Source organism: Sorangium sp. So ce327, assembly GCF_051530205.1.
Lineage (GTDB): Bacteria > Myxococcota_A > Polyangia > Polyangiales > Polyangiaceae > Sorangium > Sorangium cellulosum_B.
The window spans coordinates 1,096,189-1,118,078 of the sequence record NZ_CP150330.1 but is presented as its reverse complement, the minus strand read 5'-3'; the positions used below and the strand labels follow the sequence as shown (position 1 = coordinate 1,118,078).

Below are 21,890 nucleotides of genomic sequence, written 5' to 3'. Positions count from 1 at the left end.
GCACGTCATGACAGCCACACCGAAGCTGATCCTCTTTGCCTGCGTCCACAATGCGGGCCGATCGCAAATGGCCGCAGCATGGTTCAACGCCCTGGTCAACCGCTCGAAGGCGCGCGCCATCTCCGCCGGCACCGAGCCCGGCTCACGCGTTCACCCCGAGGTGCGCGAGGTGATGCACCAGGTCGGGATCGACCTGTCCGAGTCGACGCCGCAGAAGCTCACGCACGCGCTCGCAGCGGACGCGTACATGCTGATCACGATGGGCTGCGGCGAAGCTTGTCCGACGGTCCCAGGCGCGCGACGCGACGACTGGCCCTTGGAGGATCCGAAGGGAAAGCCGCTGGAGCGCGTCCGTGCCATTCGCGACGAGGTGAAGGCGCGCGTCGAGGCGCTCATCGCGGCCGAGGGGTGGCGTTGAGCGACGCGAAGATCGAGCCGGCTGCGTCGGGCGATCTCGACGTGGTTCGGGGGCTGCTTGTCCGCGCGGAGCTACCGACGGCCGGCCTGCTCGACCAGTTCCCCGCCGCGTACGTGGTCCTGCGGCGCAGCCTGGAGCTCGTCGGCGTAGCTGGGCTCGAGACGTACGGGCGAGTTGGCCTGCTGCGCTCCGTGGCCGTGGTGCGGACGCTTCACGGGCAAGGGTTCGGCCGGGCTCTCGTCGCCAACCGCATCGATGCGGCGCGGGTGGAGTCGCTCGAGGCCGTCTACCTGCTGACCACGACCGCCGAGGACTATTTCCGGGCGCTCGGCTTCGCCTCGACGCCGCGCGAGGCGGTTCCAGCCGACCTCGCCGCCTCCCCGGAGTTCGCCGGCGCCTGCCCGGCCTCGGCGGCCTGCCTGCTGCTCCGCTTGTGAGGCCAGGAAGCCGCGCAGCTTTGGCTCCTGGGTCCGCTCCTCGGGGCGGAGTCAGGCTCGGCCCTCGGACGCCGCCGTGATGGCGACGCCCCCCTCTTGCACGCTCTCGAGAAGGATCGGCAGCGTGACCTGGGTCGAGAGAAACACGCCACCTTCCTTCAGCGAGCCCTTGCAGCGTGCGGCGCTGGACAGCCCGGCGCCGCTCGGGGAACACTCGGGCATATGGGACACGAGGGGGACGGCGATAGCGCTCAGCTGGCTCGCCGCCTGGAGGCGATGGAGCAGGAGATGGAATCGCTGCGGGCGGACGCAGGCAGATGGCGCGCGCTGATGGCGGCGCGCTGCCTCAGCGTGTCGATCCACCAGCCCGTCGGCAGGACCCACGCCGTCAACGCCGGCTGGGAAGCGCTCTGGCGAGCCCCAGCCGAGGAGTTCTTGCAACTGAAATACAACATGCTGGAGGACCGGCAGCTCGCCGAGAACGGGATCATGCCGCACATCGAGCGGTTCTTTCGCGGCGAGGAGGTCGCGATCCCGCCGATCAGCTACGACACCGACCTTGTCGAGGAGCTCACGGGCAAGAAGGGCGGCGCGGTGTGGGTCTGCTCCTTCGGGGTGCCGGTGCGCGACGCCGGGGACGGGTTCGAGGGCGTGCTGTTCCAGTTCGCCGTCCCGGAGGCGGCCGAGATCCAGCACAAATACGAGGCCCTGCTCGAGGAGCAGCGGGCGCTCCAGGCGTCGCTGGAGGCGCGGAACCGGGAGCTCGAAGAGACGGTGCGGGTGATCGCGGCGCAGCGGGACGCGATCCAGGCGATGAGCGTCCCGGTGATCCGCGTCGCGGACGGCGTGCTCTGCCTCCCCATCGTGGGCATGATCGACGACGCGCGGGCCAGCGCGCTCCTGGAGCGCCTGCTCGAGGCGATCGCCGCGCAGCAGGCGGCGCAGGTGCTGCTCGACATCACCGGCGTGCCGGCGCTCGACGCCCGGGCCGCCGCGCAGCTCGTCGGGGCGGCGTCGGCAGCGCGGCTGCTCGGCGCGTCCTGCACGCTGGTGGGCGTCTCGCCCGCGCTGGCGCAGACGCTTGTCGAGCTGGGCGTCGACCTCGGCGGCCTCGACACCGCGGCGACGCTGGCCGAGGGGCTGACCCGGGCCCTCGCCGCGCGCCGTGGGGCGGCGCAGCGGAGCGCGGCGTTCGCGGCGCATCGGAGCACGACCGTCGCGGCGCACGCGCCCGAGCGAGGCGAACGGGGAGCGGCGCATCGGCCGGCGGCGCTGCCCCGTGGAGAGGCGTATCGACCGGCGGCGCTGCCCCGTGGAGAGCCGCATCGGCCGGCGGCGCTGCCCCGTGGAGAGGCTCCGTTTCGCAAGCGGTGAGCGCTCGCCCGGCCACAGCAAACGGCGCGGCGGGCGGACCCATGCTCTGCTGTTCACCATCAAGCTGTCGAGCGCTCGCAGCGCTCGCAGCGCTCGCAGCGCTCGCAGCGGCGCCGTCCCCTGCGCCCGGCGTGCCGCTCCAGGCCCGCCCGAGGCGACACCACCCGTCCCGACCGGTCAGGTCTTCACCGCGCCCGCGGTGAGCGGGCGGCGCGCCCCGGGCGGGGGCGGCCGCGGCCGTTCCTTCACCGGGGCGCCGCGCCGTCCTTGGCGGGCGGGGCGCCGAGCCCGAGCTCCTTGAAGAGGAACGCGAACACGTCGGCTTGCTCCTCGATCTCCTCGGAGAGCGGTGTCCCGGCCCCGTGGCCCGTCGAGCCGCTCGCCCGGAGCAGGATGGGCGCCGAGCCCGACGAGGCCGCTTGCATCCGCGCCGCCATCTTCCGCGAGTGCCATGGATCCACCCGCGGGTCGTTGGCGCCGGTCAGGAACAGGGTCGCCGGATAGGCGGTCCCGTCCTTGACGTGGTGATACGGCGAGTAGGCGTGAAGGGCCTTGAACTGCTCGGGGTCCTTCACTGTGCCGAACTCGGTCACGTTGAACGCCCCGTTCGGCGTGAGCTCCACCCGGAGCATGTCGTAGATACCGACGTGCGACACGACCGCCTTGACCATCTCCGGGTGCTGCGTGAGCAGCGCTCCCATCAGCAGACCGCCGTTCGAGCCGCCGCGGATGGCGAGCCGCGCCGGGCTCGTGACGCGCCCGTCGATGAGGTGCCGCGCGCACGCCGCGAAGTCGTCGAAGACGTTCTGCTTCTTCGTCAGGTTGCCGCCGCGGTGCCACGCCTCCCCGAACTCGCCGCCGCCGCGCAGGTTGGCGATCGCGACCACCCCTCCCTGGTCGAACCACAGCCGCCAGAGCGGGTTGAACCCGGGAGCCATGCTGATCCCGTAGCCGCCGTATCCCGTGAGCAGCGCCGGCGCGGTCCCGTCGAGGGGTGTGCCCTTCCGGCGCAGGATGTTGAGGGGGACCTTGGTCCCATCCTTCGAGGTGCACGCCTCCCGGGCGACCTCCACGTCGGCATAGGAGACAGGGGCCGTCATCGCGAGCGCCGTCTTCGTCACCTTGCCGTCCCTGGCCGAGTACGCGAACCAGGCCGCCGGCTCGGTGTAGCTCACGCCGCGAAAGAGCATGTCGTCGCCCTGCGTGCGCACGAGCTGCCGCACCGAGGAGACCTGCGGGATCGGCACCGTCCCGAGCGCCTTGCCCTTCGGATCGAAGACGCGGACCTGCGACGGGCCGCCGAGCAGATCGCGGACGTAGAGCCGCCCTGTCGTGGGCAAGAAGTCCTGGATCACCGCCTCGCTCTCCGGCACGACGAGCTCCGCCCTGGCGAGGTCCAGCTTGCCCGGCGAGAGGCGCAGCACCTTGCCGCGCGGCGCGTCCTTGCGCGACAGGAGGTAGAGCCGGTCGTCGGCGCCGAACACGACCCGGATGACCTTGTCGGGCAGGTCGGCGAAGCGCGCCCACTTGCCCGAAGCGTCGAGCAGATAATGCCAGTACTCGCCTCCATCGCCGTTCTGCACGCTGGCGAGCACGAGCTTGCCGCTCTCGCTCGTCGTGAGCTCCACCTCGGCGATGCGGGGGAACTCCGTGCCGAGCGCGTACCTGTCGTCCTTGTCCGGCGTGCCGAGCTTGTGGAAGTAGATCTGCTGGAAGAAGCCCATGTCCTCTCGGGGGCGCTCCCCGGGCCGAGGGTGCCTTGTGTAGTAAAACCCCTTGCCGTCGCCAGTCCACGCCAGGCTGCCGCCCGCGGTGCCGCTGTTCGCGTAAGGGACGGTGTCGCCCGTCTCCTTGCCCGTCGCCACGTCGTAGACGCGCACGGTCCCGCTCTCGGTGCCGCCTTCGGACAGGGAAACAGCCACCTTCTTGCCGTCGCGCGACGGGACGAACCAGTCGATGGCCGTGTGCCCTTTCGGGTCGATGACCTCTGGATCGACGAGGGTCCGCGCGGAGGCGGGGTCGTTCACGGACCTCAGGACGACGAGGAAAGGCTGCTGCTTCGGCGGCTGGTCCTTGAGCGCGAAGCTCTGCCCGCCGGCCTCCTCGAGCGCGTAGTGGTTCGCGGAGGTCGCCGACAGGATCTCCTGCACGCGCGCCCGGATGGCGCCGCGCGCCGGCACGGCGTCGAGGTAGGCGCGCGAGAGCTGGTTCTGCTCGGCGACCCAGCGCTCCACCTCGGGGGAGCTCCCGTCCTCCAGCCACGGGTAGTCGTCGACGACCCGGGTGCCATGGTACTCGCTCGCCACGGGCCGCTTCGCGGTCGCTGGATAAGGAAGCCGCCCCGGTCCGGAGGGCGCTGCCGGCGCGGCGTGCGGCGGCGGGGTCGCGGCCGGCCTGTCCAGCGGCCTCGACGCGGGGGCGCTGCACGCCGCGAGCAGCGACAGCGTCAGGGTGAGGGCGGAGGTCGTACGCAGGCGGGTCATGTACCCGACGCTAGCCGGCGACAGGGCGGTCACGGAAGAGGGCGAGCGCCGTCGCGATCCTGCAACCGTGCAAGCCGGCTCCTCGCACAATCGAAACCCGCCCGATCGGCGCCCGAGACATAAGTAGGGGATTTTCCGAAGGGTGTACCTGGTACGGAGAATGCTTAACCCTCGACCAGCTCCGCCGGCGGCCTCCGCCTAATCCCCCGAGGCGCCCGGCGGCGCTGCTATTTTGTCCTCTTGATCTCGGGCGGCCGCTCTGGTCGCGGCGCCTCGATGGTTGAGGCCGGTGGGCGCCGGCGTCCCTGCATCGATGGCAGAGGTCGCCCTGGCACCCGGGCAGCGCGCGAGGCGCGGCGCCCTTCGTGCTACCGTGCGCCGCATGTCAACTTACGCGAACGAAGGGGCGGCTGCGAACGGCGAGGTCCGCGAGGTCGACGAGAGCGTCCTTAAAGATCTCGAATCGAAGTACGCCGAAGTGGCTTGCCCGGTGCACGGCGAGCCGCCGAGCTTCGAGCTCGCGCCCGACGGCTCCGTGGTCGAGCGCTTCTGCTGTCCAGCGCTCCTCTCGATCGTCCGCGAGCTCCAGGTCGCCGCGGGCGAGCGCCCTCCGCCTCCGGAAGGCGAGGACGAAGAGGTCAGAGGCTGATCCCTGTCGCGCAACGAGGGGTGTCCATGAAAGCGGGGGGAGGACCGTTCCCGGCCGGCGCGCTTTAAGCTGCGCGCCATGCTGGACATCGATCGCCGCACCTTCATCGCCGGCGCCGCGGCCTCCGGACTGCTCGCCTCGTTTCCCCGCCTCGCCAGGGGCGCGCGCGGCGAGGCTGTCGACCTCTCACCGGTATACGACAAGATCACCGAGCAGCGGAGGCCGTCGATCGAGCGCATCCAGCGCTGGATCCAGCAGCCATCGATCTCGGCGCAGGACGTAGGCATCGCCGAGTGCTGCGACCTGACGATGGATCTCCTGCGCGACGCCGGCTTCGGAACGGTCAAGAAGATGAAGACCGACGGGCATCCGGGCATCTTCGCGACGCTCGACGCCGGCGCGAAGCAGACCATGGGCTTCTACTTCATGTACGACGTCCAGCCGGTGGAGGAGAAGGAGTGGTCCTCCCCGCCCTTCGCGGCCAGGCTTGTCGACAAGGCGGACGTCGGCAAGGTCATCGTGGGGCGCGGCGCGGTCAACCAGAAGGGACCGCAGGGGGCGTTCCTGGCCGCGCTGCACGCGGTGCGCGCCGCCGGCTTGAAGCTGCCGGTCAACCTGGTGGTGGTCGCCGAGGGGGAAGAGGAGCTCGGCTCGCCGCATTTCTCGCAGGTGGTGCGGAACGATGAGGTGATGAAGGCGCTCGAGAAATGCCAGGGCGTGATGATGCCGGCGGCGGACCAATCGCTGTCGGGCACGGTCAACGTCGTCCTGGGCGCGAAGGGCATCGTCTACGTCGAGCTGGAGGCGAGCGGCGACGCGTGGGGGCGCGGCCCGCGCGGCGGGGAGATCCACTCCAGCATGAAGGTGGTCGTCGACAGCCCGGCCTGGCGGCTGGTGCAGGCGCTCGGCACGCTGGTCTCGGCGGACGGCAACGAGCCGATGATCGACGGCATCACCGACGCCGTGCGCCCGGTCTCGAGCCAGCAGAAGAAGCTGCTCGACGACCTGTCGGCGCGCTGGGACGACGCCGACTGGAAGAAGGTCTTCGGGGTCGACAGGTGGGTGAACGACCTCGACGAGCGCGCCATGCTCGAGCGCTACGTCTCGCGCCCGTCGGTGAACATCGACGGCCTCTACGCCGGCTACATCGGCGAGGGCTCCAAGACCATCCTGCCGCACCGCGCCTTCGCCAAGATGGATATCCGGCTGGTGCCGGACATGACCGCAACGGACGTGCTCGCCAAGCTGCGCAAGCACCTCGACAGGCGCGGCTACAAGGACATCGCTATCAAGAACATGGGCAGCTACGACCCGACGGACACCGCGCTCGAGGCGCCGCCCATCCAGACCCAGCTCGCCGTCTACAAGGCCGCGGGCCTGGCCCCGGTGATCTGGCCGCGCCTCGCCGGCTCCTGGCCCGGCTACCTCTTCACGGGAAAGCCGCTCGAGCTCCCCGCCGGCCACGTCGGCCTCGGCCACGGCTCCGGCGCCCACGCCAAGGACGAATACTTCGTCATCGAGCCCGCCGCCGGCAAGAAGTACCTCGGCCTCGACGGCGCGACCCGCTCCTTCGTCGATTTTCTGTTCGCGCTCTGAGGCCCTCGCGCGCCCCTCCGGTGGGTCGCTTGAGCCAGCCGCCGCCACGCTCTATCCTGGTCGCCGGCCATGCTGCTCGGACACGACGCGCTCAGGAACCTCTGCCGGGCGCGGGACCTGCTCTCCGAGGTGCGCGAGTCGAGGTTGTCGATCGAGGACGTGGCGCGGGAGGTGGCGATCTCGCCCTACCACTTCATCCGGCAGTTCGAGGCGGTGTTCGGCGTGACCCCGCACCAGTACCGCATCCGGCGGCGCCTTGATCTGGCCAAGCAGCTCCTGGCGGCTGGACATCACTCGGTGACCGACGTGTGCATGGAGGTCGGGTTCTCCAGCCTCGGCAGCTTCAGCGCGCTGTTCGCGCAGCGGATCGGCGTGCCGCCGTCGGCGTACCGGCGCCGCGTGCGCGCGATGGTGCAGGTGCCGGGGAGGCTCCCGTGGGAGCTCGTCCCCGGCTGTCTCACCCTGATGGGCCGGCTGCCGCCGGGCGCGTTTCGCAGTTTTCGAGAAGCATGAGCCGGGCGGCCCTGGCAGAGTCGGCCCGAACCGTCAGCTCAGCGAGGCGATCGATGAGGATCAAGCTCAACAGCATCATGGTCGAGGACCAGACACGCGCGCTCACGTTCTACACGGAGGTGCTCGGCTTCAAGAAGAAGAACGATTTCCCGGTCGGCGAGTACCGGTGGATCACCGTGGTCTCGCCGGAGGGCCCCGACGACGTGGAGCTCGTGCTGGAGCCGAACGCCAACCCGGCGGCCAAGACGTTCCAGCAGGCGATGTTCGCGCAGGGCATCCCGCTCACAGCGTTCGAGGTGTCGGACCTCAAGGCCGAGTTTGCTCGCCTCAAGGAGCACCAGGTCGCGTTCACCCAGGAGCCCACCCCGATGGGCCCGGTCATGATCGCGGTGTTCTCGGACACCTGCGGGAACCTGATCCAGCTGTATCAGCCGCTCTGATACCCCATCGCCAGGGCCATCCCCGGCCCTGACAGGGTATCATCCAGGGACGCGCGGCTCGCGAGGCATTGCGCGCGTCACCGCGTCGGCGCTGGCTCGGGCTCGGGCTCGGCCTTGATGTCGCGCTCCGGCTCGGGCCGGTCTCGACGGCACGGGCCGAGGTTCTTCAGCAGCTCGACGGGCAGCGCCACGTCGACCGAGAAGCGCTGCTCCCCCGGCTTGCTCGCCCAGGGAGCGCGCCGCGCCTGCGTCTCCACCCGCGCGTGGTCGAGCAGCTCGGCGAGCACGTCATTGTCTTCGCGCTTCGCGTTGAGCCGCCCCATGGAGAGCGCGGCGCCGAACAGCTTCGACAGGTCCTCCATCTCCTGGCCAGGGGGGCCGGCGACCTCGGCGACGACGGCGACGTCCTCCGAGGCGTCGACGTGGATCTCCACCCGCTGGACGGTCTCTCGGATCCGCTCGGCGAGCTCGTCCTGCTCCGACGCCAGCATCTTCGAGAGATCGTCGGGCGACAGCACTCCATAAACGTCGCTGTAGGCCTGGTGTTCCTGGAGGATGGAGCCCTGCGCGGGATCGGTCGATTCGAGTCGATCGATCGCGTCCTCGACGAGATCGGGCTCGGCGCGCGGGTTCAAGAGCAGGACGTCAGGCCCCCACGTCGCGACGACCCTGCCCGTGTCCTTTTCCTCGTAGAGGATGCCTTTCTCCCCGTACGTCCGCGTGGTCCATCGCTCGCGCTCGAACTTTGCGCCCTCGAACGATCCCTGGAGCACCATGAGCCCCGCGCTCGACGAGGCGACGCGCTCCACGTCCTCCAGCACGTCGATCCCGAATCGGTCCTTCAGGCGCGCGACGCCGGCGCGCTCCTCGCCGCGCGACAGCATGCAATCGAGCCAGATCTGCATGATCGGCGACTCCTTGAGCGCCTCGATCTCGAACACCATGGCCGAGTGCTTCGGATCGACGGGCAGGGCGGCGAGCACCGGGTCGCGCGTCCATTGCGGCGCTTCGACGCCGGGCGGCGGGGCAGACAGCGGCGGCAGGGTGCGGCGGCGGCTGGCGCGCTCCATCTCCGCCGGCTTCGGATAGCGCGGAAACTCGATCTTCCGGGGCCGGACCGTGGGCTTCTCCTTGTCACCGCGCGACATCAGCCACGCGGCGAGCGCGAGCAGGACCATCGCCGCCGCGAGCCACACACCCCGCTTCTTCATCGGTCTCATCGGGTCGTCACCCCCGCAGAGGCGCCGCGGATCTGCCGATGTCGATCGCTCACCGCCTCGTCCAGCATCGCCGCTCCACCCTAGAAATCCTTCTCTTCGAACACGTGGACGCCCACCGCGAGCGCGGCCAGGCCGAAGAGGAGCAGCCCCGCCACCTGGCTGGCGAGCACATCCCCCTTGATCGCCGTCGCCACCGCGATGTCCGCCGACGCGTCGGCGAGCGCCGACACCCGCGGCAACACGAGCGTCGCCGCGCGGAAGGCCCCGCGGGCCAGGCCAGGCTCGAAGAACGAGTCGAGCTGCTCGCGGTACCCCGCGACGATGCCGGCGATGAACAGCGCGATCCCCACCGCCGCGGACAGCGCGGCGCTCCGCACCATCACCGCGGTCGTGAGCATCGCCCCGTAGATGCCGGCGAACGTCACGCTCGCGAGGAGCGCCGCCACGATCGGGCTCGCCATCCACACGCCCGCCCTCAGCCCGAAGATGACCGTGATCCCGAGGGCGCCGTACAGCGTGCTGAGGAGCGAGAGCGCGAGCACGCCGAGGAACGTGCCGAGCAGGAGCTCGAACCGCCGCACGGGCAGCGAGAGCAGGTGCTCGATGCGCCCCGGCGCCAGCAGGCTCGGGCCGAAATCGGCGCAGGAGACGATCCCGAACGCGAGCCCCCCGTAAAACAGCACGTACGCCAGCGCGCGGCCGACGTAGCGGAGCGCGACGTCGACCGAGCGGATCTCGCCGCGGCCGAGCTCCTTGCCGAAGAGCCGCGTCGCCGCGAGCGCGCCGTCCACCACCTCGAGCTGCAGCGCGCTCCCGATCACCACGAGCGCCATCGTGACGCCGATGCCAAGGGCGAGGAACCACCGCCGCGACGAGGCCTCGCGCAGGAGGTCGCCGGCGACGCTCAGCGCCGCCCTCACGCCGCACCTCCGCGGGCGCCGCCCGCGCCCAGCGCCTCCGCCAGCACGTCCTCCAGGTCGCGCAGGTCCCGCGACAGCTCGACGAGCAGGGCGCCGGCGCGCCGCGCCTGATCGAGCGCCTCGTTGAGCGCCGCGGGGCTCTCGGCCTCCAGGCGCCACCCGCCCTCCCCGTCGATCGCGCGGAACCCGAGCGCGGCGAGCCTCGCCGCGTCGGCGCCGTCCGCGAACCGCACGCGGTACGCCGTCTCGCTGCCGCACAGCTCGACGAGCGCCCCCTCGCGCACGAGCCGCCCGCCCGCGAGGATGCCGATGCGGTCGCAGATGCGCTCGGTCTCCGACAGGAGGTGCGAGTTCAGGAACAAGGTCGCCCCCCGCGCGCGCTCTTCGCCCAGGATCCTGCGGATCTCGGCGCGGCCGAGCGGATCGACGCCGTCGGTGGGCTCGTCGAGCACGAGCAGCTCGGGCTGCCCGAGCAAGGCCGCGGCGAGCCCGAGGCGCTGCCGCATCCCCTTCGAGAACCCGCCGATCTTGCGGTCCGAGTCGACCCCGAGCCCCACCCTCTCGACCAGCGCGCGCAGCGCGCCCTCGCCCGGCGAGAGGCCCTTCATGCGGGCCACGCTCGCGAGGAACTGCCTCGGCGTGAACGCGCTGGGCAAGAAGAGCCGCTCCGGCAGGTACCCGATCCTGGCGCGCACGCCCGGGTCCTCCGGCTCGCCGCCGAGCACGCGCACCGTGCCGCTCGTGGGGCGCACAACGCCGAGCAGCGTCTTGATGAACGTCGTCTTGCCCGCGCCGTTGAGGCCGATGAGCCCGAACGCGGCGCCGCGCTGGATGGCGATGTCGAGGCCCGCGAGCGCCGTCTGTCCGCCGCTCCGGCGGAAGAAGCCGCGGTAGACCTTCCTCACGGAGGACGCTTCGATGGCCAGCACGGCGGCGTAGTCTGGCCGGCCGACCGCCGCACGCAAGCGGAATGCCCGAGGCGAGGGAGAGCGGGGCAGGAATCTTTCCCTCGCGACGGCGCGACCAGGCGCGCGCCGAGTCGACCTCGAAAACACAGGTTCAGAGCAAAACCCATCGTGAGGGAGCGGGAAGTCCAGACGCTCCGGAGGCGTTCCGGCCCCATCCTCCGCCCGCGGGCAGCGTCAAGTGCCAAGGAGCACATGGTTATGACAGACCATGTCCGACCGGGTCCACGCCTCGATCACACCCCGACCTCTCCAGTTCTCCACAGGGGTTCTCCACAGGAGATCCCCTGGAGAACAGCTGGATTCTGTCGATTACCTTTGCCGCGCGCGCCTCCTCCCGTCATGGCCACTCGCGCGGCCAGGAGGGGCCCCGCGCCGCCGGGGGAACCGCGCCCGACCACACGCGTAAATACTCGTAATCACGAACATTTTTCGACAAGCAGCGCATCCGTCCGCCCTCGACAGGTTGGGACAATGTCCGTCCGACCGATCCCTTTCCCGACGGGTCGAAGATGACTATCCATGGTAGACACCAAGGACGCGGCGCGACGGCGTGTCTCTCGTACGACGCGTGTCAGTGGCGCGCCCGAATGCTTCGTTTTGCAGGAGACTTCATGGAAAAGATCTCGCTCACGTACTTTGTCGACTTCGTCCTCAAGGCCGGGACGCCCAAGCTGACCGGCGTCAGGGAGTTCAAGGAACGGAAGGACGAGCTCTACACGGACTTTTACAGGCAGGTGCGAGAGGCGATCGTCGACATGCACAGGAGCGGAGAGCCCACCAGCGTGCTCGACGGCTTCCTGGCCGCGCAGCACGACGAGCGGCGCCGCCGCATCTACCCGTCGGTGGTGAATGGATATCGCAAGTTCCTCGCCTCGGCGAAGATGACGTGGTTCGAGCCGCCGGCGTCGACGTACCGCCTGGGCGATCTCGAGATCAACGTCAATCCGGAGCTCGGGCTCGTCATCGACGGGACGCCCCACGTCATCAAGATGTATTTCCGCGGGGAGCCGCTGTCGTCCAAGCGCGTCTCGGTCGTGCTGAACCTGCTGATGAACGGTCTCGCGGAGAGCACGCCGGGCGGCGCCTTCGCGGTGCTCGACGTGCGGAACGCCAAGATTCACACCTTCAAGGTGCCGAACCCGCGTCTCAGCCTGCTGCTCCGCGGCGAGGCGGCCTCCTTCGCCACCATCTACACCGGGCTCTGATCGCGGCGGCGCCGCGCAGCGCGAGGCGCCGCCGCGCTGCGCGGACACGACGCCACGTCAGCCGTCGATCACCTTTCCGGGGTTGAGGATGCCGCCCGGGTCGAAGGCGTGTTTGATGCGGCGGTGCAGCGCGAGCGACGCCGCGCCGAGCTGGCGGGCAAGGAAGCCGCGCTTGAGCGTGCCGACGCCGTGCTCGCCGGTGATCGTGCCGCCGAGCTCGAGCGCCTGCGCCATCACCTCGTTGAAGGCGGCGACCGCGCGCGCCTCGGCCGCGGCGTCCTTTCCATCGAACACGACAAGAGGGTGAAGGTTGCCGTCGCCCGCGTGCGCCACCGTCGCGATGGTGGTCTGCGTCGCGGCGGCGATCGCCTCGATTCGACGGAACATCTCCGGCAGCTGCGGCAGCGGCACGGCGACGTCGTCGACAAGCACCGTGCCGAGCTCCGCGAGCGCCGTGAGCGCGAGGCGGCGCGCGGTGAGCATCATCTGCCCTTCGCTCTCGTCGTCGGTGGTGGCGACCACCGTCCCGCCGGCGGCCTCGCAGGCCTCCTGCATGCAGGAGAGCTCGGCGGCCCCGGGCGCGTCGCTCTGCGCGATCAGCATCGCGGCAGCCTCGGTGTCGAGGCCGAGCGGGCGGTAGCGCTCGACGGCGCGGAGGGCCGTGCGGTCCATGATCTCGAGCATCGACGCATCGACCGACCGGACGATCGTCGCGACCGCCCGGCCCGAGGCCTCGAGCGAGGTGAACGTCGCGACGAGCGTGGTCGCCGGCGGGGGCCGCCGCCGCAGACGCAGCGTGATCTCGGTGATCAGCGCGAGGGTGCCCTCGGAGCCGACCAGGAGCCGCGTCAGATCGTAGCCTGCGACGTCCTTGCGGCTCCGGCCGCCGGTGCGGAGCGCCGTCCCGTCGGCGAGGACCGCCTCGAGGCCGAGCACGTAATCGGACGTGACACCGTATTTCACGCAGCACAGGCCGCCGGCGTTGGTGGCGACGTTGCCGCCGAGGGTCGAGACGGCGTAGCTCGACGGGTCGGGCGGATACCACAGCCCCCGCTCGTGCGCGGCGGCCTTGAGCTCGCCGTTGAGCACCCCCGGCTGGACGACGGCGAGCATCGCCGCCTCGTCGATCGCGAGGATCCGGTTCATGCGCTCGAAGCTCAGCACCACGCAGCCGTCGCTGGCGGTCGCGCCGCCGGCCACCCCGGTCCCGGCGCCGCGCGGCACCAGCGCGGTGCGGTGCCGGGTCGCCCACTGCGCCAGCGCCTGCACCTGGGCGGTCGAGGCAGGCCGCGCCACCGCGACGGGCCAGCCGCCAGGCGCCCACAGGGCCTGATCGCGGCGATAGCCCTCCATGACGTCCCGATCCGTCACCAGGCCGTCGCCCAGGATAAGTGCAAGTTCATCGAGCGGGTTCATATGCCGTAGAACTCCGAGAGGTGCGCCCCGAGGAGCGTTGCTGCCGACTTCACGTTACCGCCATCGGCTTGCCGAACGGGTGACAGCCCGCGACCCGCCTCGCCGGCCTCGCCGCGGCGAGCGGCGCCATCATCGAACATCCCCCGCGAGCGATCGCACCCGGTCCCGGAGCCAGGTGAGCGCCGGGTGCCTGGCTGTCCTGTGGTGCCACGCCATGACGATGGTGAAGCCCGGCACGGGGACGGGGGGCGGAAGGAGCTCCAGCCGGTCGGCGCGGTCGCGCGCCAGGCGCTCGGGGACGAGCGCCGCCATGTCCGAGCGCGCCACGAGCTCTGGCACCATGAGGAACGAGGGCACGGACAGGACCACCCGCCGCTCGCGCCCGAGCGCCGCGAGCGCGGCGTCGGTCGCGCCGGTGAAGCCGCCGCCGCGCGGGCTCACCACCACGTGGTCGAGCGCGCAGAGCTGGTCGAGGCTGATGGTGCGGGACACCAGCGGGTGATCGCGCCGGACGATGACGACGAAGCGCTCGTCGAGCACCTTCCTGGTCCGCAGGTGCTCGGGCGCGAGCTCGGGCGTCAGCACGGCGAGGTCCACCTCCCCGCGCTCCACCTGGCCCGCGAGCTGGGCGACGTCGAGGGCTCGCCACGCCAGCCGCACGCCCGGCGCCTCGCGCCGGAGCTGGAAGGCGAGCGGCATCAACAGCGCATATTGCACGTAGTCGGACGCGGCGATCGCGACCGTCAGCTCGGACGTCGCGGGATCGAAGCCCGCGCCGGCGGCGACCACGGCGCGCACGCCCTCCAGCGCCTCGTGCAGCGGCGCCTGCAGCTCCAGCGCGCGCCTCGTGGGCGTCATGCCGCGCTGCGCGGGGACCAGCAGCGGGTCGCCGAGCAGCTCGCGCAGCCGCTGGAGCTGCGCAGACAGCGCCGGCTGGCTGAGGTTCAGGCGCCTTGCAGCCCTCGTCACGTTGCGCTCGGCGAGCAGCGCGTCGAGCGCGACGAGCAGGTTCAGGTCGAGGCGGCTGCTATCCACCGGGTCGATAGCAGCACAGAAGAACCGTGACTTCAACGATGCCGGGGAGAGACCTAGTTTCCTGGGCATCCACCCGGCCGCACCCGGGCCTATCCGCTGATTCACTGCAGGAGGAGACGAACACGCTCCTCGGAAAGGACATGCCATGAAGGTCCTCATCGTCTACGCGCATCCCGAGCCGCGCTCGTTGAACGGCGCGCTCCGCGACCGGATGGTCGCGACGCTCACCTCCGCCGGGCACGAGGTGCTCGTCTCCGACCTCTACGCGCAGGGCTGGAAGGCAGCGCTCGACGGCGTCGACTTCCCGGCCGAGCCGGCGGGCGCCCCCCTGCGCGTCATCGACGCCTCCCACCGCGCGTTCGAGCAGGGCACGCAGACGCCGGACGTCGCCGAGGAGCAGCGGCGCCTCCTCTGGGCCGACGCCGTCATCCTCCAGTTCCCGCTCTGGTGGTTCTCCATGCCGGCGATCCTGAAGGGCTGGGTCGAGCGCGTCTTCGCGCACGGCTTCGCCTACGGCGTCGGCGAGCACTCGGACCGGCGCTGGGGCGATCGTTACGGAGAGGGCGTGTTCGCCGGCAAGCGCGCCATGCTCGCGCTCACCGCCGGCGGCTGGGCCGACCACTACTCGGAGCGCGGCATCAACGGGCCGATGGACGACCTGCTGTTTCCCATCCAGCACGGCATCCTCTTCTATCCCGGCTTCTCGGTGCTGGATCCCTTCGTCGTCTACCGCGCCGAGCGGATGAACGAGGAGCGATTCCAGGCGATCGCGATCGACCTCGATCGGCGCCTCGAGCGGCTGTTCGTCGACAGGCCGATCGCCTACCGACCGCAGAATCACGGCGATTACGAGATCCCGTCGATGAAGCTGAGGGAGGGGCTCGGCGGCGCTGGGCAGCAGGGCTTGAGGCTGCACCGGACATAGCTCACGCCCGCAGGCTGTGGCGTGAAGAGGGACGGGCGACGCGGCGGCTCGGGCGGGCGCGTCAGCCGCCGCCCGAGCCGCCGCGTCGGCGGGGCGCGAGGTCAGAATTGCGAGAAGAAGTTCCAGATGGACGAGCTCGCGAAGCTCGGCGTCTGGTGGTCACCGGGGAACTCGCAGCGATGCACCGGGTATCCGTCCCGGCACCCTTGATAGGCGACGCACGAGTTGGAACCTACGGGGCTCGTCTGGGTGCTGCAGCCGTTCTTGCGCACGAAGACGTCGAGCGCCGCCCTTCCGGCCGAGACGGGGACGACGCTGTCGGACAGGCCGTGCGACATCCAGACGGCGACGGGCTGGGTGTTGGACTGGTTGCAGCCGCTGTAGAGGGCGCCGGACATCGGCGCGATAGCTCGGAAGACGTCGGGCATATCACAGCCGAGCGCGTTCGACATCATCCCCCCGAAGCTCCACCCCGTCGAGAAGACACGGCTCGTGTCGACGCACAGGTTGGCTTTGAGGGAGTCGACCATGGCGCGGGCGAAGGCGATGTCGCGCCCGCCCGTGTTGGCCCATCCGTTGTCGATGCCGTTCGGCGAGACGAAGATCGTGCTGCCGTTCGCCAGCGCCTTGAGCCCATAGTACCCGTTGTTCACGACGTCGTTGGCCGATCCGCCGCGCCAGTGCCAGCCGAACACCAGCCGATACGCCTTGTTCGGGTCGTAGTTCGCCGGAACGTCGAGCACGTACTGGCGCGTGGTGCCGTTGACGTTGATGGTGCGGTTACCGCTGGTGAAGGAGGTGGGAATGCCGCAGCCGGCGCTGCGCGTGCCGGCGGAGCCGCCGCCGCCACCGGAGCCGCCCGTGCCGCCGGAGCCACCGCTGCCGCCGGTGCCGCCGGTGCCGCCGGTGCCGCTGGTGCTACCGGAGCCACCGCTGCCGCCGGTGCCGCTGGTGCTACCGGTACCGCCGGTTCCCGAGCCCACGGGCGTGAGTCGGAATTGCTGATTGGTGCCGCCGTTCGACGCCCATTGAATCACGGCGGTGCCGTCCGCAGTGCCGCGGCCGTAGACGTCCAGCGACTTGCCGCTGTGGCGCGCGGTGAGGCGCACGACGCCGCTGGCCACGTCCGTGAACGACCATTGCTGGTTTGTCCCGGTCCAACAGGAGTATTGCTGGATGGCGGCGCCGTCGCTGGTGGAGGCGCCCGTGACATCCATGCAACGGTTGCTGTTCACGTTGCGGATGCGATAGTAGCCGCCGCCTGCCGATTCCATGCGGAACTGTTGCCGCGTCGAGCCGTTGCAGCTGGCGATCTGCATGGCCGCTCCATCAGCGGTGCTGCCTCCGGCCACCTGCACGCATTTTCCACTCTGGACGCCGACGATCGTGTAGACCGCGCTCGTATCGATCGTGATGGCGCCCTCGAGCGAGCCCGCCTCCTCGATCTCGGCGTCGTACGCCTCGTCGGGGCCGATGACGCACGACACAGCGAGGATGCCCGTCGCCGCCGCAAGCAAGCTCTGCTTGGTTCCGAATCTCATCTTGTCCTCCTCTTCCTGTCAAGCAAGTGAAACTGCCATCTTCTCACGGCTCAACGCTGCCCTTGCGCAGGTCGGGGTCGCTTGCCCCGCGCTCGAGGCTCCCCAGCGGGCCGCCGCACCGGCCACTGCCGCTGCGGATGAATGGTGAGACGCGCGCAGGGTGGATAGGTTCGCTCTGCGTGCGCCAGGGTCGGTCAACCCCCCCTGCTCCTCGGAGCAAGGCGGTTCGAGAGCGAGCCCCCCCTAGAACACCGTTCACGTTGAAACCCGAAGAATTTTCACAGGGAGGCGGGGAGGCGGGGAGGAAGAAAGAATGAATTTCTTTCTCTTGCCGTCTCTCGCTCCCCGCCTCCCCGCCTCCCCGTGAATTTCCTGCTCTTTCTCGTGGTTTCAACCCGTTTGTCGCTCTAGGGCAGATTGGCAGAGGAGACCTGCCAGGTCCTGTCGGTGCAGAAGCGGCAGCTCGGGCCGACGAGCGCGCCCTTGCCGGTGGCCGATTCGTCGCCCTTGAGCCACCAGTTGAGCCACGCCAGGTTGACCTGAGTGAACTCGCCGCCGTTCCTGGCCCACAGATCGCCCCCGTGATCCGCGCCGACCTTGGCGAACATCATGACCGGAATATCACCCAAGGCGGCGATGTTCGCGAAGTCTCTCGCGCCGTTCGCGTTCGCACCCAGGCTATCCGCGGTGCCGGTGACGATCAACACGGGCGTGTGAATCGAGTTGTAGAATGACTGATTCGCCGAGAAAGATCCGCTGCTCGTGTGTCCCCAGGTCGTCATTCTGGGATCTGCAGCGGTCCCCGCCGCCATCAGGCCGCCGCAGGAGAAGCCGTTCGCGGCGACCTTCGTGGTTTCGATTTTCTGGTAGTAGGCGCTGCAAGGCTTCTCATTCTGGGCGATCACCCAGTCGACGTAGGCGCGCAGCACGTCGCCTCCGCTCCCGAGGTCGCGGTTGGGCTGGCTGTTGACCGGTGTCCCATCCGCCACCACGAAGTAGCCATGCGAGGCGATCTCGGCCATGGCCGCTTGATTCGCGAGCCCGTCCCGCGAGCATGCGCCCTCCCCCCAGACGAAGATCGGATACTTGGCGCCTCCACCGAGATCCGCCGGACGAAAGATGGTGCCCTGGTTGATGCCCGGGTCCGAATTCGTCTCGACGACCACCCTGTGAGGGCCGCTCCCCGACACGTTTCGACCAGTCGGTTGTGACGCGGTGCACGTGCCGCCGGTGCCGCCGCCGGAGCCACCGCTGCCGCCTGTGCCGCCCGTGCCGCCCGTGCCGCCCGTGCCGCCTGTGCCGCCCGTGCCGCCGCCGGAGCCACCGCTGCCGCCGGTGCCGCTGGTGCTACCGGTGCCGCCGGTTCCCGAGCCCACGGGCGTGAGCCGGAATTGCTGATTGGTGCCGCCGTTCGACGCCCATTGAATCACGGCGGTGCCGTCCGCAGTGCCGCGGCCGTAGACGTCCAGGGACTTGCCGCTGTGGCGCGCGGTGAGGCGCACGACGCCGCTGGCCACATCCGTGAACGACCACTGCTGGTTTGTCCCGGTCCAGCAAGAGTATTGCTGGATGGCGGCGCCGTCGCTGGTGGAGGCGCCCGTGACGTCCATGCAACGGTTGCTGTTGACGTTGCGGATGCGATAGTAGCCGCCGCCTGCCGATTCCATCCGGAACTGTTGCCGCGTCGAGCCGTTGCAGCTGGCGATCTGCATGGCCGCTGCATCCGCGGTGCTGCCTCCAGCCACCTGCACGCATTTTCCACTCTGGACGCCGACGATCGTGTAGACCGCGCTCGTATCGATCGTGATGGCGCCCTCGAGCGAGCCTGCCTCCTCGATCTCGGCGTCGTACGCCCCCTCGGGGCCGATGACGCACGACACGGCGAGGATGCCCGTCGCCGCCGCAAGCAAGCTCTGCTTGGTTCCGAGTCTCATCTTGTTCTCCTCGTCAACTTAAGTAAGTGAAGCTGGAGTCTTCTCACGGCTCAACGCCGCCCTTGCGCAGCGTCGGGGTCGCTCGCCGCGCCCTCGAGACTCCCGAGCGGGCCGCCGCGCCGGCCATTGCCGCTGCGGACGATCGTCAAGATGCGCGCAGAGTGGATAAGTTCATTTCTCGCGCGCCAGGCAACACGAAGAGGGAATCTATTGCTCCGGGCTGGCAGGCCCGTCAAGCCGATTGTGCATCGCGAGCGGGCCTGATCCTCATGAAGGTGCGATAAGCTCAGATGCGGAGTCACGGTGGTGACTTGACGCCGACATGGGGTCGAGTCCTTCACGGGCGCGATCGCCCGGCGCGCCAGACGCGCGAATCTCGTGCGAATCTCGTGCGAATCTTGTCGAAAACCGCCCGCGACCAGCGGGCTTCGCCGGCCGCGCTCGGCATGCGAGCGCGCTCGAAAATCTGGAGTGAGAATGGATGAGATGCCGGGGGCCAGGAGATCCAGACGCGGAAATCAAGCCCCTCGCAGCGGCCGTCCCGTCGTACAGCCATGCTGCACGTTGGTCGGCATATCGAACATTATTCGATCCGCCTCACTCCTGAAAAAGTGATGCTCTATCAGACTCATCCATGCATCGAACGGGCCCCCTTCACGCCTCAGCCTGCTGGCTCCGACAGGACAATGAAGCGCACGAGCAGTAGCGACCTCATCATCGAGCAGCTGGCGTTGCCGTACAACACAACCAGAATGTTCATGGTGCAGCCCCCCGGAGAGTCCTGCTGATGGGCGGGATATGCCGGGTCGCTTCCGGGGTTTCCTCCGCTGGGATCGTTGCTGCAGCCACTGTCCCCACTGGCCAGGACCGCGATCCCAGCCGCGAGCGACATGACCGAGCGCTACTTCATGACCGTCTCCTGGATGCGCATGAGGGCCCATCCGGAGCGAAGCAAAAGCAAGACGACCGGTCGACACTGTGAGCGTTCACATCTCCGGTGTCAACTTTGATCGACCAGCCTGCCGCTCGGGTAGCGAGGTGCGCGCTGCTGTGAACATTCATAATTTCACCCAGCCAGCGCGCTTGCGTGCTGAGCCGCGGCACACCATCCAGCTCGTCCCTGCTTCCGCGCTCGGCGTGGGCCCGGGCCACTCGGCACGACCCCCGCGCGACAAGGGACGACCTCGGGCGCCGCCCAGCACGGCGATCACCGGCACCTCGAAGCCGCGGGGCCAATGCGACGGCTCGCGACGGTTCACCACCAGCTCAGGAACGCCTCCTTCAGACGCTGATCCACATACCCCGGAGGTGTGTCCCGCACCTCCCCACCACGAGATTGATGAGCCGCGGCGCCCCCTCGGGCGCACTGCTGCAGGAAGTCGAGAGGATGCCACGACCGAGCCGGCGCTGGCCGGCGCGGCACAGGATGGCAACGGAGGAACCGATGATCCGTATGGCTCATACCGCGCTGGTGTATCTCCCCCTCGCGCTCCTGCTCCTGCCCGCCTGCGGCGAGGCCACCGCGACGGCCAGCGCGGAGATGGCCCTGAGCGAAGAGCTCGGCGCCGCGGCCCTGGTCGAGGAGCACGACGAGGGGAATGTCGCCTGGCGCATCGACGGCGACGGCCAGGTGAAGGCCGCGATCAGGGCAAGCTCCGGTGTGCGCCTCAAGGAGGACGTCGGCGGCACGCTCGTCTGGAAGCTGCCGTCCGGAGAGGCGCGGACAATCCCGCTCGCGATCAACGCGAGGACGGGGCTCCTTGTCGCGGCGGGGCCGAAGCTCGAGGCGGACCTGACGGAGATCAGCTACACGCTCACGATCTCGGGCAAGCCGTGGAGCGGCGTGCTGCACGTGCCGGCGGGCGGCACGGCGGAGCTCGTGGCGAGCGCCAGGGTGAGCGCGGAGAGCAAGGTGTCCGAGGTCACGGTGGGCCCCCACGGCGGCTCCGTCCAGGTGGTCGGCGACGACCGGCTCGAGATGGTCGCCAACGAGGCCACGGGAGAGGTGCGCGTCTATGTGCTCGATGCCCACCTCAAGCCGGTCGCCATCGAGGGACGAACGCTCAAGCTGGGTCTCGTGGCCGAGCGACCCGAGGTGCTCGTCCTCGCGCCGGCTTCTGCCGGGTTCTATTTCGTGGGCAAGCTCGCGGCGGTGGTGAACCCGTTCCGACTGACGGTCGCGCTCGGATTCCACGGCACGACGCGCGTGGCGCTCTGGGGCTACCGGCCCGGCGTGCGCGTGATCGCGACGGCCGCGCGGGCGCCGCGGGTCAACATCCTCGTGAAGACCTTCGTCGATGGGCCTGGCGTCGACGTGCACGCGGGCGCGCGCGCAGACGTGGATGTGAAGGTTCACGATCATGATCGCGGCGGCGACAAGGTCAAGATCATGGTCCACGACAAGGACCATGGCGGCGGCGACAAGGTCAAGGTCATGATCCATGACAAGGATCATGGCGGCGGCGGCACCAAGATCATGATCCACGACAAGGACCATGGCGGCGGTAACACCAAGGTCATGATCCACGACAAGGGCCATGGCGGCGGCAACACCAAGGTCATGATCCACGACAAGGACCATGGCGGCGGCGGCAAGGCGAACGCGCATGGGAGCAGCGGCGGCGCGGCGAAGTCAGGCGGCGCCAAGGGCAAGCGCTGAGCTGCGCCGAGCCCGCAGGTGCCGCCGTCGAGGCTTGACGTCTCCGAGGCATGTTGACTTCCCTCCCCCGGCGCTGCCCGAGAAGGATTCGACCGAGGTGAGGCGGAGTTTCGACGGCTCGGCTCGCCGCGCTGCGGGCCGGGCTCATCCAGGCCTC

At 69.7% G+C, this 21,890-nt stretch carries 18 protein-coding genes; 10 read left to right on the top strand and 8 right to left on the bottom strand.

The window, feature by feature from the left end; all coding sequences use genetic code 11:
* Positions 1-7: 7 nt before the first annotated feature.
* The 3 genes from WME95_RS04160 to WME95_RS04150 all read left to right on the top strand — a co-directional run bounded on the left by WME95_RS04160 (position 8) and on the right by WME95_RS04150 (position 2,229).
* Entirely contained in the window at positions 8-418 is a 411-nt protein-coding gene (locus WME95_RS04160) for an arsenate reductase ArsC (protein WP_437907109.1), read from the top strand.
* Entirely contained in the window at positions 415-855 is a 441-nt protein-coding gene (gene arsN2 / locus WME95_RS04155; protein ID WP_437907108.1) for an arsenic resistance N-acetyltransferase ArsN2, read from the top strand. Before WME95_RS04160 ends, arsN2 begins: the two co-directional genes overlap by 4 nt.
* A 288-nt stretch (positions 856-1,143) precedes the next feature.
* Entirely contained in the window at positions 1,144-2,229 is a 1,086-nt protein-coding gene (locus WME95_RS04150; protein ID WP_437907107.1) for an STAS domain-containing protein, read from the top strand.
* A 245-nt stretch (positions 2,230-2,474) separates the two neighbouring features.
* On the opposite strand, the gene WME95_RS04145 is transcribed toward WME95_RS04150, so the two are convergent.
* A complete protein-coding gene (locus WME95_RS04145) occupies positions 2,475-4,712 on the bottom strand; it encodes a prolyl oligopeptidase family serine peptidase (protein ID WP_437907106.1) in 2,238 nt (745 codons plus the stop codon).
* Positions 4,713-5,094: 382 nt separating this feature from the next.
* On the opposite strand from WME95_RS04145, the gene WME95_RS04140 reads away from it, so the two are divergent.
* The 4 genes from WME95_RS04140 to WME95_RS04125 all read left to right on the top strand — a co-directional run bounded on the left by WME95_RS04140 (position 5,095) and on the right by WME95_RS04125 (position 7,910).
* Positions 5,095-5,361: a hypothetical protein gene (locus WME95_RS04140; RefSeq protein WP_437907105.1), complete on the top strand. Its 267-nt coding sequence runs from the start codon at positions 5,095-5,097 to the stop codon at positions 5,359-5,361.
* Between the two features lie 78 nt (positions 5,362-5,439).
* On the top strand, positions 5,440-6,957 hold the full coding sequence (locus tag WME95_RS04135; protein ID WP_437907104.1) for a M20/M25/M40 family metallo-hydrolase: 1,518 nt from the start codon (positions 5,440-5,442) through the stop codon (positions 6,955-6,957).
* A 69-nt stretch (positions 6,958-7,026) separates the two neighbouring features.
* Positions 7,027-7,470, top strand: coding sequence for a helix-turn-helix transcriptional regulator (locus tag WME95_RS04130; protein WP_012233393.1), 444 nt, complete (start codon positions 7,027-7,029; stop codon positions 7,468-7,470).
* Between the two features lie 53 nt (positions 7,471-7,523).
* The gene (locus WME95_RS04125) at positions 7,524-7,910 is read left to right on the top strand and encodes a VOC family protein (RefSeq protein ID WP_437297839.1); all 387 of its coding nucleotides are present in this window, start codon (positions 7,524-7,526) and stop codon (positions 7,908-7,910) included.
* Positions 7,911-7,987: 77 nt separating this feature from the next.
* On the opposite strand, the gene WME95_RS04120 is transcribed toward WME95_RS04125, so the two are convergent.
* The 3 genes from WME95_RS04120 to WME95_RS04110 form a co-directional block, all read right to left on the bottom strand.
* Entirely contained in the window at positions 7,988-9,121 is a 1,134-nt protein-coding gene (locus WME95_RS04120) for a hypothetical protein (RefSeq protein WP_437907103.1), read from the bottom strand.
* Positions 9,122-9,210: 89 nt separating this feature from the next.
* Positions 9,211-10,050, bottom strand: coding sequence for a hypothetical protein (locus WME95_RS04115; protein WP_437907102.1), 840 nt, complete (start codon positions 10,048-10,050; stop codon positions 9,211-9,213).
* Entirely contained in the window at positions 10,047-10,979 is a 933-nt protein-coding gene (locus WME95_RS04110) for an ABC transporter ATP-binding protein (RefSeq protein ID WP_437907101.1), read from the bottom strand. The genes WME95_RS04115 and WME95_RS04110 overlap by 4 nt, the downstream gene beginning before the upstream one ends.
* A 650-nt stretch (positions 10,980-11,629) precedes the next feature.
* Between WME95_RS04110 and WME95_RS04105 the strand changes: the two genes are divergently transcribed.
* Positions 11,630-12,223 carry a hypothetical protein gene (locus WME95_RS04105; protein ID WP_437549606.1) on the top strand — a complete coding sequence of 198 codons (594 nt, stop codon included), beginning with the start codon at positions 11,630-11,632 and terminating at the stop codon, positions 12,221-12,223.
* A 57-nt stretch (positions 12,224-12,280) separates the two neighbouring features.
* On the opposite strand, the gene WME95_RS04100 is transcribed toward WME95_RS04105, so the two are convergent.
* Together WME95_RS04100 and WME95_RS04095 are read right to left on the bottom strand one after the other, a co-directional pair.
* Complete coding sequence (locus tag WME95_RS04100; protein WP_437907100.1) at positions 12,281-13,639, bottom strand: FAD-binding oxidoreductase; 1,359 nt, start codon at positions 13,637-13,639, stop codon at positions 12,281-12,283.
* 129 nt (positions 13,640-13,768) lie between these two features.
* Positions 13,769-14,674 carry a LysR family transcriptional regulator gene (locus tag WME95_RS04095; protein WP_437907099.1) on the bottom strand — a complete coding sequence of 302 codons (906 nt, stop codon included), beginning with the start codon at positions 14,672-14,674 and terminating at the stop codon, positions 13,769-13,771.
* Between the two features lie 145 nt (positions 14,675-14,819).
* Here WME95_RS04095 and WME95_RS04090 point away from each other — a divergent pair, with 145 nt between their 5' ends.
* Positions 14,820-15,599 (top strand): NAD(P)H-dependent oxidoreductase, encoded by a 780-nt coding sequence (locus WME95_RS04090; RefSeq protein WP_437907098.1) that lies wholly within the window; start codon positions 14,820-14,822, stop codon positions 15,597-15,599.
* A 101-nt stretch (positions 15,600-15,700) separates the two neighbouring features.
* Here WME95_RS04090 and WME95_RS04085 read toward each other — a convergent pair whose 3' ends face one another.
* Both WME95_RS04085 and WME95_RS04080 read right to left on the bottom strand, forming a co-directional pair.
* On the bottom strand, positions 15,701-17,116 hold the full coding sequence (locus tag WME95_RS04085; RefSeq protein WP_437907097.1) for an RICIN domain-containing protein: 1,416 nt from the start codon (positions 17,114-17,116) through the stop codon (positions 15,701-15,703).
* A gap of 431 nt (positions 17,117-17,547) precedes the next feature.
* Entirely contained in the window at positions 17,548-19,050 is a 1,503-nt protein-coding gene (locus tag WME95_RS04080) for an RICIN domain-containing protein (protein WP_437907096.1), read from the bottom strand.
* 1,468 nt (positions 19,051-20,518) lie between these two features.
* On the opposite strand from WME95_RS04080, the gene WME95_RS04075 reads away from it, so the two are divergent.
* Entirely contained in the window at positions 20,519-21,733 is a 1,215-nt protein-coding gene (locus WME95_RS04075) for a hypothetical protein (RefSeq protein WP_437907095.1), read from the top strand.
* Positions 21,734-21,890 lie beyond the last annotated feature (157 nt).